Below are 13,315 nucleotides of genomic sequence, written 5' to 3'. Positions count from 1 at the left end.
GGAGCGCGTCAGAAATTGCTGCGCGGACGCACCGCGTTCGCCCGGTCCACGAGGGCGTAGCGGTGCGTGCGGGAGGTCGTGGCGCGGGCGAGGGCGCGAAGGCAGGCTTCGGCTCCGGTGCGCAGACCCTGCTCGGTGAATGGCAGGTCGAGGATGGGTTCGAGTTCGGTGTGCGAGCGGTTTCCGTAGCGAATCCAATCGAGTGCCGTACCCAACACCAGGGTTCGCATCTGCAGACTTCGGCTCTCCTCGGCCGGTAGCGCGCGAACGCGACGGGCGGCTTCCCTCAGAGTCGATTCGTCGAGTTCGGCGATCGGAACGCCGGACAGCATCGTCAGAGCGCTCGACATCCGTGCGACGTTGTAGTGCCGGGAAGACGTGGGAACTTCGTCGAGGGCGGCGATGGCTGCCTTCTTGTTGCCGTGATCGGCGAGTTGCCTGGCGAGCCCGAATGCTGCGCTGACGTAGTTCCGTTCGGTCCGCCAGACGGTGCGGTAGTACTTCTCCGAGAAGTGGCACCATTGGTCCGGGTCGTCGCTCTCCCAATGCTGGAGGATCAGTTCTGCTGTCGCCGCCAACGCGAGTTTGGGTGCAGCCTCGCCCGGCAGAGCCGTCAGGACGGTCTCGAAATGACTGAAGGCGGGCTCGAATCGGTCCAGTTGCAACGCTGCAAGCCCTCGATACCACTCGATCTTCCAGTGATCACCGATGCTCTGCTGGAGTTCGTCCAGAACACTCAGCGCGGTCTCCGGATCGCCGAGATCGAGATGAGCCTTGGCCTCGGCCAGTCGGACCTCGCCGGAGATGGCGGCCGCCGGTGTGCCTGACGTTCGGTCGATTCCGTTCTCGCGGGCGTGTTTCAACGCATCGAGAGTCTGAGACGGTTCGCTGTGCACCGCTGCCGCCAGCAACGGCGCGCTGGGATCGGTGGGGTCGACCAACGGGATGGGAAGTGCGTGCGCAACTTCGCGCGGATCGAGAGCAGCGTCGTGGCTGACACCGTCGACGTACACATCGGTTTGCCCGACCAATTCATCGGTGCCGAAAGACGTTCGCTGCCTGCTGAACACGAGCGAGAGCCCGGGATTCTCCTGCCCGGTCTGCTCCGCGAGGATTTCTCGCAGAACGCCGGTGAGTTGGCCCGCGATCTCCTCGGCCGACTGGAAACGCTTCTTCGGATCCGGGTCGGTGGCGCGCAGCAGCAGGCGGTGGAAGAACTCGTTGTCCCGCAGCAGTGGCTCGTCCTCGGGTTCGGGAAGGCCGTCGAGGTACCGTCCGTGCTTCGAGGGCATGTCGAGGGTGAGAACCGCGAGTGTTCTTCCGACGGTGAAGATGTCGGAGGCGATGGTCGGGCCGGTCTCGATGATCTCCGGCGCTTGATAGCCGGCAGTGCCGTACAGGTATCCGTAGTCTTCGATCCCGGACACGGCGCCGAGGTCGATCAGCTTCAGTTGGTCCTCGGTGACCATCACGTTCTCGGGTTTGAGGTCGTTGTACGCCAGGCCGGTGGAATGCAGATAGCTCAGCGCCGGAAGGATTTCCAGTACGTAGCCGATTGCCTGCTCGATCGGCATGTGCTTGCCGTCCGGGAATTCGGCCAGCACCTCGCGCAATGATCGTCCGCCCACGTACTCCATGACGATGTACCCCATGGGTGTCCCGTCCGGGCGCGGATGCTCGACGAAGTTGAAGATCTTGACGATGCTGGGGTTGGCGACCTCGGCGAGGAACTGACGCTCGGCCACCGCAACGGCTTGCGCTTCGGAATCACCGAAATGCAGGAGTCCCTTGAGAACTACCCACCTGTCGCTGACATTACGATCGATCGCGAGGTAGATCCATCCGAGGCCGCCGTGCGCGATGGGCCCTTGAACCTCGTACTGACCTGATACCAATTCGCCCTCTTCGAGGAGTGGGCGGAAGTCGAAAGTGGAACCGCACTTGGGGCAGGTGCCGTGCTGAGTTGCCTTGGTGCTTGCGCTCTTACGGCCGACCGGTTCGTTGCATTTCCAACAGAACCGTTTGCGCTCGGGGACCGTCGGGTCACTCATCACCGCAGATGCGGGGTCGATCTGCGGGACGGGGGGAACTTCGACCAGGCCGCCGCCGAGGCGCAGCTTTCGTCCCGACCGGCTGCGGCGGGATCGAGTGGAGCGGCCGGTAGGGGAGGAGGATGCGGACGGCGTGGTTCCTCGTATCTGGGCCGAGGTCGGTTCGAGGCGCTCGTAGGCACCGGTGGCTTCGGGTTCGGAGCGTAGGGATGCCTGCGTGGAGTCAGGCTCGGGGCGTACGGAGGCTTGCGTGGCGTCGGGCTCGGGGCCGGATTCTTCGGTCATGTCAGCCTCAATCCCGGTAGACGGCCGGCGGGGGACCGGGTGACGGACCGAGGACGCTGAGCCAACGGTCGTAGATACGGTTCCAGGTCCCGTCACCCCGGATCCGCTCGAGGGTTCCGTTGACGAATCGGACCAAGTCGGGGTTGTCCTTGTTCACTCCGATTCCGTAGGGCTCGACGCCCAACGAACCACCGACCATCATGAGATACGGGTCTTGCGAGGCGAGTCCGGCGAGAATCGTGTCGTCGGTGCTGATCGCGTCCACCTGCCCCTGCTGGAGGACGACGAGGCAGTCGGACCACATCGGGACGGTCACGACGGTGGCTTCGGGTTGGAGCTCCTGGATTCGCGTAGCCGACGTCGTTCCCCGGGCAGCGCAGACTCGCTTGCCTGCGAGATCGGCGATGCCGCGTACCGGTGAACCCTGCAGGACCTGAATTCGTTGCTCGGCGGAGAAGTACTGCGTCGAGAAGTCGACCTTCTCGCGCCGCTCGCACGTGATGGTCATGGTTTTGACGACCACGTCGACCATGGATTCCTGGAGTGCGGCGATCCGATCGTCCGAGGTCAGGATTCGGTACTCGATCTTCTCCGGGTCGCCGAGCAGATCGCGGGCGATCTCGCGGGCGATGTCCACGTCGAAGCCTTCGAGGCGTCCGGTCGCCGGATCGCGAAAGCTCATGAGGTTGGAACCGGTGTCCAGACCCACGATCAGCCGCCCGCGGGCGCGGATGGCGTCGAGGCTCGGCGTGGGTGGCTGCGGAGATGCGTCTGCGGGTGTGGGGCGCAGGCTTGCAGTGAGGTTGGTGCACGACGAGGTAGTCGTCGGTGTCGGACTGGGCGCGATGGTGGCCTCGGCCGGCAGCGGCGGTTCCGTGTACGACGTGGCGGCCGCGTTGTTCAGGTCTTCGGCTCGATCTGCACCGCAACCGGCGAGCGCCAGCACGGACGCTGCCAGAACCGCGACGCACACGGCCGGGAGCTTCCTCCGCATCTCCGGTACTCCCGTCACTGATACTCCCGCAGTCGGGGCCAGAACCCGATGAAGATTCCGGCAACTCCGAGAACTGCCAATACAGTCATGCCCGGTGCAGAGGCAGCCAACACACGTGAGGCGTACGAGACGTCGGACCGAAGATTTGTGCGCGAATCCACGATTCCTTGCCACAGTTCGTGATCGAGCTTTCCGTATTCCGCGGCCGAATCCTGTTCTCCGGAGCCGATGGTGATGGCGGCAGCGGAAGTGAAGTCGCCGGTCGCGAGACGGTCGTACATGCGCGTGTGCGCAGCCACCCATTGCTCGCGCGAATCCAGTGCGGCGGTCAGCACCTCGTTGTTCACTCGGGCGCGTTCGTCGCTGCGTAGGCCCTCGAGGATGTCGCGCAGGGCGTCGACCTTGCGAGTGAACGTCACGTTGTCCTCGGCAGTTGAATCCCGTCTCGCCAACGTGAGGGTTTCGACGGTACGTGCCTGCTGTGCCATGATCCGGGCCTCGGTCAGTTCGTGCAGTGGCTCGGCGCCCGCGTCGAGTGCACGTCCGGTGGCAAGTGCGGACACCAGTCCGACGGTGAGCAGCCACAGCAGCGCAGCCGCGACGGCGAGCGAGGCAAGGATCAACCCGAGATTGAAGCGTCGGCGACTCTTGCGGGAGAAGTACACCTGTGTTGCCACCAGCGCGCACATCACGAGGACGAATGCCACGATCGGCCACCACGGTGGAGTCTCGAAATCGCGCTGTACCTGCGAGACCAGGGTCTCCTGCGAGGCGTGCAGTTGCTGAGCCATCGGCAGCAGCGAGGTCTGCATCAACTGCGAGGCCTCGCTCAAATATGCTGCCCCGACCGGGTTTCCGACGCGATTGTTCGCCCGTGCAGTTTCGACCAGCCCGGTGTAGACGGAGAGGTCGGTCGAGATGGTGGTCAACGCGCTGTGCCCGGCAAGATCAGTCGAGTCGAGACCGGCCGACGCCTGGACGATCTCCGCCGACGCCTCACCGATCGACTGCGTGTATCGGTCGCGTACTTCGGCGGGTTCGAGGCCGCCGGAGATGAAGGCGGTGGCCGCGGCGGCGTCTGCCAAAGACAACGCGCTGTAGAGGTTCTGGGCCGAGTTGGCGAGAGGTTCGGTTTCGACGAGGAGGAGGTCGAGGTTCGCCTGTCGGTTCTCGATCGCTGCGGTGGCGAGGAGTCCGGCGATCAAGGTGATCGCAATCAAGATCACTCCGACGACGGTCAACCGGCCAGGCGTCGAGGACATGAATGCCTGGAGTTCGCGCCGCAGAAGTGCTCGCTCGTCCTCCGCCGATACCGAAGTGCCCTCGGAGGGCGGCAGCGACCGGGGTTCGATGGACGGGACGACACGGTCGACCATCGAGCACCTCACTTCGCTGTAGGCGGGCTACCGAGAAATGATGCCGCCGAGAAATGATTCAGGGCATCTTCGCGAGCATATAAGCATCACCTACACCTGGAGCAGTTTGAAACGGTTAGTGTGGGACAACGGCGAGAGCAGGCGGAGCGAGGTAGTCGATGCGTGGTGACGGTGACGGTTGGTCGATCGGACCGGACGGTACTCGGCATTGGGGTAAACACGGAGCCGCTGGACTGCTTCTGCGCGCCCCCGATTCGGACGGATCGCCCCTGGTCTTGCTGCAGCATCGTGCGGCGTGGAGCCATCAAGGTGGTACCTGGGCATTGCCCGGTGGAGCACGGGACTCACACGAAAGCACGACGCACGCCGCTGTCCGGGAGGCACACGAAGAAGCCGGAATCGCCGAAGACGCCGTTCGCGTCCGCGGTGAGGTAGTGACGATGCACGCGGAGAGCGGGTGGACCTACACCACCGTCGTGGCTGATGCGGCACATCCACTGTCGACGGTTGCCAACGGTGAGAGCACCGAGTTGCGGTGGGTGCGTGAAGCCGACGTCGATTCGCTGCCATTGCATCCGGGATTCGGTTCCTCGTGGCCCGAGCTCCGGACTGCGCCTGTACCAGCCGAGACCGAAGACCTACAGACCGGCGACCCACACACCGTCGTACTCGAAGACGGTGGCTTCGGATGGTTGTCGGGCAGCTCGCACCAAGGCAGTTCCCACCAAGGCAGTTCCCACCAAGGCAGTGAGCAGTCAGGCAGTGACCAGAACCTGTCCGAGGCGTCGAGTACGCAGTCTTAACAGGGCATATACAGCAGAAGGGCCGGACTCCTCAGGAGTCCGGCCCTTCTGTGTTTCGGTCTCCCGACCGAAACGAGGCTCAGCTGAGCGAGTTCAGCGCCGTGATGAAGCTGACCGCGGTGATACCGAGCTTGAGCAGCTCGCTGATCTTGCCGAGGTTCAGGTCTTCGAGCGATTCGGTGCTGAGCGAGCCGGTGTCGAGGGATCCCATTTAGTGCTCCTAGGTTCAGTTAGTAACTGGAGGTAAACTACAACAAACCGAATGGGATGTGACACGCAATCGAAACAACTGTGATCAAGATCACGTAATCCGACTTTTCGGACATCCAATCGCACCTAGGAACTGGGGGTTTGTTGTCTGATCGGACAACTTCCGTTCATGTTTCGAGTCAGGCGTGCTGACCCGTAACTGTGTGGAAATCGCCCGGCAAACAGTTGACGGTCGCCAGTTACCGGTTTTCAGCGTCCAGCGACGGCCGCGGCGAGGCGCTGCGCAGCCGCCTGCGGATCCGACGCCTGCGTGATTGCACGCACGACGACGATGCGCGTGGCACCGGCATCGAGCAGCTCCGGCAGGCGTTCCTCGTCGATGCCGCCGATTGCGAACCATGGGCGCGGCGGTGCGGCGTCGGCGGTCGATCGAACCAGTTCCAGACCGGACGCACTTCGATTCGGTTTGGTCGGTGTCGCCCAGACCGGCCCGGTGCAGAAGTAGTCGACGCCCTCTTCGATTGCGGCCAGACTCGCCTGCGCGCGACTACTCGTCGAACGCCCGATGACGACGTCTTCACCGACAACCGTTCGTGCGTAGGGGACGGGAATGTCGTTCTGCCCGAGGTGGAGGATGTCGGCACCGGAAGCCATCGCGAGATCCGCGCGATCGTTCACGGCCAACAATGCGCCGTGGCGTCGCGCTGCGGCCGCGAGAATGCCCAGTGCTACCAGTTCGTCCTTGGCCTCGAGCGGGCCGAACTCGCGCTCACCGGCAGAGCCCTTGTCACGCAATTGGATGATGTCGACTCCGCCGGACAATGCTGCCTCGGCGAACTGCGCGAGGTCGCCTTTCTCGCGGCGCGCGTCGGTGCACAGGTACAGCCGTGCTGCTGCCAGGCGCTCGCGCCGGTCGATGACGTTACTGGGATGTGTGGGGTGCACGGAGCAAACGGTAGCCTCTAGGGAGCAAGGTTCGACACGGGAGTCCTGAAACGTCGCCGTCACTTTTTGTCGTGACTGCGAGGTTCGTGGGGCTGAGAGGGGATCGCGACCAGATCCCGACCGTCAGACCTGACCCGGATCATGCCGGCGCAGGAAGTGGAGGTGGAGTTTCGTGAGTACACACGCTCGTACGGTGTCGGTTGTCGGCGGCGGTGTCATCGGTCTCGCCATTGCGTGGCGAGCAGCCCGCGACGGGTGGTCCGTTCGGTTGTACGACCCGTCCATTGGATCAGGTGCTTCGTGGGTGGCGGGCGGAATGCTCGCCCCGCTTTCCGAAGGCTGGCCGGGTGAAGAGACAGCGTTGACGGTTGGTGCAGCGTCCCTGGCACGGTGGCCGACGTTCGGTGAGGAGCTCGGAAAGTTCGGGCCATCGGTCTTCACCGCGGACAGTTCGCTGACGGTTGCACTCGATGCGGCCGACGCGCAGGACCTGCAGACCATCGCCGAGTGGGTGACCGCGCAGGGCCATGAACTCGAAGTTCTCGGTCGCGCCCGCATCCGCGAACTCGAACCGATGCTCGGCCGGGGCATCCGGTCGGGACTGATGGCTGTCGGTGAGTCCGCCGTCGACAACAGACTTCTGCTGGAGGCGTTGCAGAAGGCCTGTGCGGAATCCGGCGTCGAATTGATCGCGCGTGCCGTCAACGACCTCGCCGAACTCGACACCGATCAGATCGTGCTCACCGCCGGTATCGCGTCACCCAAGCTGTGGCCCGGGTTACCGGTACGCCCGGTCAAGGGCGAAATCCTTCGCCTGCGGAGTAGGCCTGGAGTCACCCCGGCGCCCAGCCGCACCATCCGCGGAAGCGTCCACGGGCGGCCCGCCTACCTCGTCCCGCGCGGTGACGGAATCGTCGTCGGCGCAACACAATACGAGTCCGGTGAGGACACACAGGTCACGATGGCCGGAGTACGCGACCTGATCAACGACGCCGAGGCACTGATGCCGGCGATCGGCGAATACGAACTGTACGAATGCGCGGCAGGCCTGCGTCCCATGACGCCGGACAACCTGCCCTTGATCGGGCGCGTGTCCGATCGTGTTGTCGTCTCCACCGGACACGGACGCAACGGTGTCCTGCTGACGCCCGTCACCGCCGATGCGACGGTCGCGTTGCTGAACGGCACATCTTTGGTCGAGGTAAAAGGAACCGAACCCGAGCGGTTCGCAGTAGTTAAGGAAAATTCATGAGTGAGCAGGTCCCGATCGGGATCACCGTCAACGGCGAAGATCTCGAGTTCGATCGAGCAGTCACGGTGACCGAGCTACTGACGCACCTCGAGTTGCCGAGCAAGGGTATCGCCGTCGCCGTCGACGGTGCGCTCTTTCCTCGCGGGCGTTGGGACGAATCCGTCGGACGTGGTTGGGAAATCGAGATCCTCACGGCGGTGCAGGGTGGCTGAGCAGGACCTTCTCACCATCGCTGGCCGCAGCTTCGGTTCCCGGCTCATCACCGGAACAGGCGGCGCCGCCAACCTTGCGGTGCTCGAGGAAGCGCTTGTCGCCTCCGGCACCGAACTGACCACCGTCGCGATCCGGCGAGTCGACGCGGCCGGCGGCACCGGCGTTCTGGACCTGCTTCGTCGCCTCGGAATCGAACCGTTGCCGAACACCGCCGGGTGTCGGGGCGCCGCCGAAGCGGTCCTGACGGCGCAGTTGGCACGCGAAGCGCTCGAGACGAACTGGGTCAAACTCGAAGTCATCGCCGACGAGCGGACACTGCTGCCCGACGCAATCGAACTCGTCTCCGCCGCAGAACAATTGGTGGACGACGGATTCACCGTTCTGCCGTACACGACGGACGATCCCGTGCTGGCGCTTCGCCTCGAAGAGGTTGGTTGCGCCGCGGTCATGCCGCTCGGTTCACCCATCGGCACCGGGCTGGGTATCGCGAATCCGCACAACATCGAGATGATCGTCGAGCGCGCCGGGGTGCCCGTCATCCTCGACGCCGGGATCGGAACGGCCAGCGACGCCACCCTTGCCATGGAGTTGGGCTGCGACGCCGTCCTACTTGCGACAGCGGTGACGCGGGCCAAAAATCCCGCGCTGATGGCGTCGGCGATGCGTCACGCTGTCGTGGCAGGTTTCGAGGCGCGGCACGCCGGCCGGATCCCCAAGCGATTCTGGGCTCAAGCGTCGTCCTGAGGGACGAGATCCGGCTGATTTCTCGGGGTTCTGCCCGAATTGCCCGGACTCATGTCCTACCTGAGTACCACTCGGAACTAGACCTGTGGCCGATGTGCTGGTTATTGCCGGTAGGGCAGAGTTCTCCTCATGATTGAACTGAGGGGATTGACCAAGGTTTACGGACCGACGAAAGCGGTGGACGATTTGTCGTTCACGGTCAAGCCGGGCATCGTGACGGGCTTTCTGGGCCCCAACGGTGCGGGTAAGTCGACGACGATGCGGATGATCCTGGGTTTGGATCAGCCGACGTCGGGTGCGGCGTTGATCGAGGGCAAGCCGTACCGGGAGTTGAAGACGCCGCTGCGGACGGTGGGCGCGTTGTTGGATGCGAAGTGGGTGCATCCCAATCGCAGTGCGCGAGCGCATCTGCAGTGGATGGCTGCTTCGAACGGGATCCCGAAGTCCCGCGTGGACGAGGTGCTCGGGTTGGTCGGGTTGTCCGAGGTGGCGGGCAAGAAGGCCGGCGGGTTCTCGTTGGGTATGTCGCAGCGTCTCGGGTTGGCGGGTGCGTTGTTGGGGGATCCGAAGGTGTTGTTGTTCGACGAGCCGGTCAACGGTCTCGATCCGGAGGGCATCGTCTGGATTCGTAAGTTCATGCAGCGGTTGGCGGCCGAGGGCCGCACGGTGTTGGTGTCGAGTCACCTTCTCTCGGAGATGGCGTTGACGGCGGAGCAGTTGGTGGTGATCGGTCGGGGTCGGTTGATTTCGGATTCGACGGTGGCGGAGTTCGTGGATCGTTCGTCGGAGTCGACGGTGCGGGTGCGCAGTCCTCAGCTCGATGCGTTGCGCAGTGTGTTGCTCTCGCAGGGGTTGACGGTGCGTGAGGACGGTTCCGGTGTTGCGCCGGCGTTGGTGGTCGTGGATTCGACGACTGATGTGATCGGTGGTTTGGCTGGTTCGCAGGGAATCGTGTTGTACGAGTTGGCGTCTCAGCAGGGGTCGCTCGAGGATGCGTTCATGAAGTTGACCGGAGACGATGTCCAGTACCACGCGTCCGGTATCGATCCGGGTGCTGGTGCACACCATGCAAGTACACAGCAGGCAAACACACAGCAGGCAAACACACAGCAGGCTATGGGAGGTGCACTGTAATGGCTGTTCTCAGTGCTGAACGTATCAAGATCACCACGACCAAGTCGCCGCTCTGGTGCTCGGTCATCATCGTCGTGCTCGCTCTCGGCTTCGCGGCCATCATGGGCGCGGTTGCCAAGTCGGCTCTGACGTCCTCCGACGTCCAGGGAGCACCGGACCTCGACACCGCCGTTGCCACGGCCGGCATCTCGGGTTTCGGAATCATGGTTCTCATGATCATGGCGGCCCTCGCGGTCACCAGTGAGTACCGCTTCGGGACCATCCGCACCACCTTCCAGGCAGTTCCGAACCGTGCCTCGGTTCTCATCGCCAAAGCCGGCCTCATCGGTGCCTTCGGCGCGGTGCTGACGTTTGTCCTCGCCTTCGGGTCCTACGCGGTGGCCAAAGCCATGGCCGGTACCGAGGCCAGCACGGGCCTGACCCTGTCGACCGGCGATGACTGGCGTGCGATTTACGGCATCCCGGTGTACGCCTTCCTCTGCGTGATTCTTGCTGTCGGCGTCGGATCGATCATCCGCCAGTCGGCGGGCGCTATTGCGTTGCTCCTGCTCTGGCCGCTACTCATCGAGAGCCTGTTCGGATTGTTCGGCAGTGTCGGCGAGAAGATCACCCCGTTCCTGCCGTTCGCGAACGCAAACCACTTCCTCAGCCCTGGCGGCGGAAGCCTTGATTTCCACTGGGGACCCTGGGGCAGTCTGATCTACTTCGCGGCCTTCGTTCTGGTGATTTTCGGAGCAAGTATTGTCATCGTGAATCGTCGCGACGCCTGATCTTGTCGCTCCCTCGGTAGGTGTTGTCGGGAGACCTACCGAGAACGAGGAGTGACAGCAGAGTAGGGACCCAGTACGAAAAACCATTCGTACTGGGTCCCTTTCCTGTGCTTCGGCCGATATCCTCCGAAGATGAGACTCTTCGGTGTGGTTGTGGTCGGAATGGCTGGAGCACTCGTGGTGAGTGGATGCTCGTCGTCAGGAAGTGAAGCAGCCGTCCCGGCAGATCCGGTGGCATTCTCCGAGACCGTTACGGTCGACGCCGTGACCGGGCATCTGGAGCAACTCGAGAAGATCGCCGGTAACAACGACGGCAATCGATCGGCCGGAACCCCCGGCTACGACGCCAGTGTCGACTACGTGGCAAACCTGCTCGAAGACAAGGGCTTCGACGTCAGTACCCCGGAATTCGACTTCAGCTCCTTCGATCCCGGCACCGAATCCCTGAAAGCTACTGACGGCTCCGATGTTCCGGTGCGGGCGTTGACATATTCCCCCTCCACGGGACCGACCGGAATCACGGCACGCCTGGTGGTGATTCCCGCCGACGAGACACCAGGTTGCGAGGCCACCGACTACGACGGCCGTGACGTGAATGGTGCAATCGTGCTGGTCACCCGCGGAGTGTGCCCGTTCGGCGACAAGCAGAAGATCGCCGCTGACCGCGGCGCGGCAGCGTTGTTGGTTGCCAACAACGAGGACGCGATGCTGGGCGGGGCAACCTTGGGTGAACCCGAAGACGCCCGCATCCCGACCGGCGGGGTGAGCAAGGCGTCGGGCGAGGCTCTTGCCGTAGCGCCCGGAGACCTCACGCTGATTCTCGACACGTCGACGGAAACGACGAAGTCGCGCAACGTGATTGCACAGACCAAGACCGGCGCGACCGACAACGTGGTTGTCGTGGGCGCCCACCTGGACAGTGTGCCGGAAGGTCCCGGAATCAACGACAACGGAAGCGGCACCGCAGCCGTGCTGGAAACCGCGCTGCAGATGGGAAGCTCACCGAGCATCGAGAATGCCGTGCGTTTCGCTTTCTGGGGAGCGGAAGAAGTGGGATTGGTCGGCTCCACCCGTTACGTGGAAGGTCTGAGCGATCAGGAACGGGCCGACATCGCCCTGTATCTGAATTTCGACATGCTCGGTTCGCCCAATGCCGGATACCTGGCTTACGACGGTGACAACTCGGATGCCGTCGGGGAGGGGCCAGGGCCCGAGGGGTCGGCGGGCATCGAGCGCACCTTCGTCGATTTTCTCGGCGGGCGAGGGATTGCGGCGGACGGAACTGACTTCGACGGGCGTTCCGACTACGGCCCGTTCATCGAGATCGGAATCCCGGCGGGCGGAGTGTTCAGCGGCGCGGACGAACGCAAGACGCCGGCTCAGGCCGAGAAGTGGGGCGGCGAAGCGGACGAGACCTTCGACCCGAACTACCACAGTGCACAGGACAACCTCGCGAACATCGATCGCGAAGCGCTCGCGGCCAACGCTTCTGCAGTAGCCTTCGGAGTTGCGACGTATGCCCAGGATTTGAGCGGGCCGAACGGCGTTCCCGTCGGCGATGCTCGAACGCAGGCCAGAACCGAATGATCGACTGACCGAATGATCGACTGTGCGAGCGACCAGGAGGCCACTGTGCGAGAACGGCGGCAGCACACTGTCTGTAACTCTGAGTTACGCTTGAGTTATGGCTGATCTGTCCCCGGAGGGCACCGACACGACAGGTGCTCCTTCCTCCTCGGTTCGAGGCGTCGTCGACGTCGTCTTGAACTCTGCGGCAGAACTGAACCGTCGGCAGCAGCTCATCGACGCGCTACGACGGCTGAGGCGGGCACTACCCGGTGATCCCGGCTTCGGAGATCCGCTCTCGCTGGCAGGTCCTGGCGGTGCCCGCGCCGTGGCCCGCGTCGCTGACAGATTGCTCGATCAGAAGCCGGCGGCCACTCGCGAAGTGAGCCTCGGAGCACTGCAGGTGTGGCAGGCGGCGCTGGAAAAGATGGGCCGCGGCCGCGGTGATCAAGAACTGACCATCGTCTTCACCGATCTGGTTGGCTTCTCCACCTGGTCACTCGAAGCCGGTGACGGCGCCACGCTGACGCTCCTGCGTGCCGTGGCGCAGGCCGTGGAAACCCCGATCACCGACAACGGCGGACACGTCGTCAAACGGATGGGCGACGGTCTGATGGCCGTGTTCATTCGCCCGGATGCGGCTTTGAAGGCGGTGTTCACCGCGCAGGACGCACTCGCGGAAGTCGACCTCGACGGATACACCCCACGAATGCGCGTCGGCCTCCACACGGGTACTCCGCGCCAGATCGGCGACGACTGGCTCGGCGTCGACGTGACCATCGCCGCCCGGATGATGGGCTTGGGCGGCGACGGCAACGTCATGATGTCGGCGACAACTCTCGAGGAACTCGAAGCCGGCACCCTGGAGGATCTCGATCTCACGATCCGGCCATGGCGGCGAGGGTTTTTCGCGACCACGCCAAACGGAGTTCCCGTCGACCTGGGAATCTGGCGCGTGCGCCGGAACTAGCG

13 protein-coding genes and 1 riboswitch are annotated in these 13,315 nt (G+C 63.8%); of the genes, 8 read left to right on the top strand and 5 right to left on the bottom strand.

Annotation, left to right across the window (positions count from 1 at the left end; all coding sequences use genetic code 11):
• Positions 1 to 8 precede the first annotated feature (8 nt).
• Genes CPI83_RS21810 through CPI83_RS21800 form a run of 3 tightly spaced genes read right to left on the bottom strand, consistent with a single transcriptional unit; the run spans position 9 to position 4,706 of the window.
• On the bottom strand, positions 9 to 2,336 hold the full coding sequence (locus tag CPI83_RS21810; protein ID WP_097387697.1) for a serine/threonine-protein kinase: 2,328 nt from the start codon (positions 2,334 to 2,336) through the stop codon (positions 9 to 11).
• Between the two features lie 7 nt (positions 2,337 to 2,343).
• Complete coding sequence (locus tag CPI83_RS21805; RefSeq protein ID WP_198586379.1) at positions 2,344 to 3,330, bottom strand: glutamate ABC transporter substrate-binding protein; 987 nt, start codon at positions 3,328 to 3,330, stop codon at positions 2,344 to 2,346.
• Positions 3,331 to 3,344: 14 nt separating this feature from the next.
• Positions 3,345 to 4,706: a hypothetical protein gene (locus CPI83_RS21800; RefSeq protein WP_097387695.1), complete on the bottom strand. Its 1,362-nt coding sequence runs from the start codon at positions 4,704 to 4,706 to the stop codon at positions 3,345 to 3,347.
• Between the two features lie 158 nt (positions 4,707 to 4,864).
• Between CPI83_RS21800 and CPI83_RS21795 the strand changes: the two genes are divergently transcribed.
• Positions 4,865 to 5,509 (top strand): NUDIX hydrolase, encoded by a 645-nt coding sequence (locus CPI83_RS21795; RefSeq protein WP_070797253.1) that lies wholly within the window; start codon positions 4,865 to 4,867, stop codon positions 5,507 to 5,509.
• A gap of 79 nt (positions 5,510 to 5,588) precedes the next feature.
• Here CPI83_RS21795 and CPI83_RS31350 read toward each other — a convergent pair whose 3' ends face one another.
• Both CPI83_RS31350 and thiE read right to left on the bottom strand, forming a co-directional pair.
• Positions 5,589 to 5,720 carry a hypothetical protein gene (locus CPI83_RS31350; protein ID WP_003944354.1) on the bottom strand — a complete coding sequence of 44 codons (132 nt, stop codon included), beginning with the start codon at positions 5,718 to 5,720 and terminating at the stop codon, positions 5,589 to 5,591.
• Between the two features lie 248 nt (positions 5,721 to 5,968).
• Entirely contained in the window at positions 5,969 to 6,664 is a 696-nt protein-coding gene (gene thiE / locus CPI83_RS21790; RefSeq protein WP_019749516.1) for a thiamine phosphate synthase, read from the bottom strand.
• A 26-nt stretch (positions 6,665 to 6,690) separates the two neighbouring features.
• Positions 6,691 to 6,837: riboswitch (TPP riboswitch) on the top strand.
• Between thiE and thiO the strand changes: the two genes are divergently transcribed.
• From thiO to CPI83_RS21755, 7 genes are all read left to right on the top strand, one after another.
• Positions 6,837 to 7,916 carry a glycine oxidase ThiO gene (gene thiO / locus CPI83_RS21785; RefSeq protein ID WP_060939860.1) on the top strand — a complete coding sequence of 360 codons (1,080 nt, stop codon included), beginning with the start codon at positions 6,837 to 6,839 and terminating at the stop codon, positions 7,914 to 7,916. (Overlaps the previous riboswitch by 1 nt.)
• Entirely contained in the window at positions 7,913 to 8,128 is a 216-nt protein-coding gene (gene thiS / locus CPI83_RS21780; protein ID WP_003944402.1) for a sulfur carrier protein ThiS, read from the top strand. Before thiO ends, thiS begins: the two co-directional genes overlap by 4 nt.
• Positions 8,121 to 8,873, top strand: coding sequence for a thiazole synthase (locus CPI83_RS21775; RefSeq protein WP_097387694.1), 753 nt, complete (start codon positions 8,121 to 8,123; stop codon positions 8,871 to 8,873). The genes thiS and CPI83_RS21775 overlap by 8 nt, the downstream gene beginning before the upstream one ends.
• Positions 8,874 to 9,002: 129 nt before the next feature.
• On the top strand, positions 9,003 to 10,007 hold the full coding sequence (locus CPI83_RS21770; RefSeq protein WP_097387693.1) for an ATP-binding cassette domain-containing protein: 1,005 nt from the start codon (positions 9,003 to 9,005) through the stop codon (positions 10,005 to 10,007).
• The gene (locus CPI83_RS21765) at positions 10,007 to 10,777 is read left to right on the top strand and encodes an ABC transporter permease (protein WP_019744508.1); all 771 of its coding nucleotides are present in this window, start codon (positions 10,007 to 10,009) and stop codon (positions 10,775 to 10,777) included. The genes CPI83_RS21770 and CPI83_RS21765 overlap by 1 nt, the downstream gene beginning before the upstream one ends.
• Before the next feature lie 132 nt (positions 10,778 to 10,909).
• Complete coding sequence (locus tag CPI83_RS21760) at positions 10,910 to 12,364, top strand: M20/M25/M40 family metallo-hydrolase (RefSeq protein WP_198586311.1); 1,455 nt, start codon at positions 10,910 to 10,912, stop codon at positions 12,362 to 12,364.
• Between the two features lie 97 nt (positions 12,365 to 12,461).
• On the top strand, positions 12,462 to 13,313 hold the full coding sequence (locus CPI83_RS21755) for an adenylate/guanylate cyclase domain-containing protein (protein WP_019744506.1): 852 nt from the start codon (positions 12,462 to 12,464) through the stop codon (positions 13,311 to 13,313).
• Positions 13,314 to 13,315: the final 2 nt, after the last annotated feature.

The organism is Rhodococcus sp. H-CA8f (genome assembly GCF_002501585.1).
GTDB lineage: Bacteria > Actinomycetota > Actinomycetes > Mycobacteriales > Mycobacteriaceae > Rhodococcus_F > Rhodococcus_F erythropolis.
Note: the sequence above shows the minus strand (reverse complement) of the source record. Positions and strands in the feature narration are given on the sequence as shown.

Excerpts from the sequence above, each read along its gene's own strand:
- CPI83_RS21810 (WP_097387697.1), bottom strand. The coding sequence starts at position 2,336 with ATGACCGAAGAATCCGGCCCCGAGCCCGACGCCACGCAAGCCTCCGTA.
- CPI83_RS21805 (WP_198586379.1), bottom strand. The coding sequence starts at position 3,330 with ATGCGGAGGAAGCTCCCGGCCGTGTGCGTCGCGGTTCTGGCAGCGTCC.
- CPI83_RS21800 (WP_097387695.1), bottom strand. The coding sequence starts at position 4,706 with ATGGTCGACCGTGTCGTCCCGTCCATCGAACCCCGGTCGCTGCCGCCC.
- CPI83_RS21795 (WP_070797253.1), top strand. The coding sequence starts at position 4,865 with ATGCGTGGTGACGGTGACGGTTGGTCGATCGGACCGGACGGTACTCGG.
- CPI83_RS31350 (WP_003944354.1), bottom strand. The coding sequence starts at position 5,720 with ATGGGATCCCTCGACACCGGCTCGCTCAGCACCGAATCGCTCGAAGAC.
- thiS (WP_003944402.1), top strand. The coding sequence starts at position 7,913 with ATGAGTGAGCAGGTCCCGATCGGGATCACCGTCAACGGCGAAGATCTC.
- CPI83_RS21770 (WP_097387693.1), top strand. The coding sequence starts at position 9,003 with ATGATTGAACTGAGGGGATTGACCAAGGTTTACGGACCGACGAAAGCG.
- CPI83_RS21765 (WP_019744508.1), top strand. The coding sequence starts at position 10,007 with ATGGCTGTTCTCAGTGCTGAACGTATCAAGATCACCACGACCAAGTCG.
- CPI83_RS21760 (WP_198586311.1), top strand. The coding sequence starts at position 10,910 with ATGAGACTCTTCGGTGTGGTTGTGGTCGGAATGGCTGGAGCACTCGTG.
- CPI83_RS21755 (WP_019744506.1), top strand. The coding sequence starts at position 12,462 with ATGGCTGATCTGTCCCCGGAGGGCACCGACACGACAGGTGCTCCTTCC.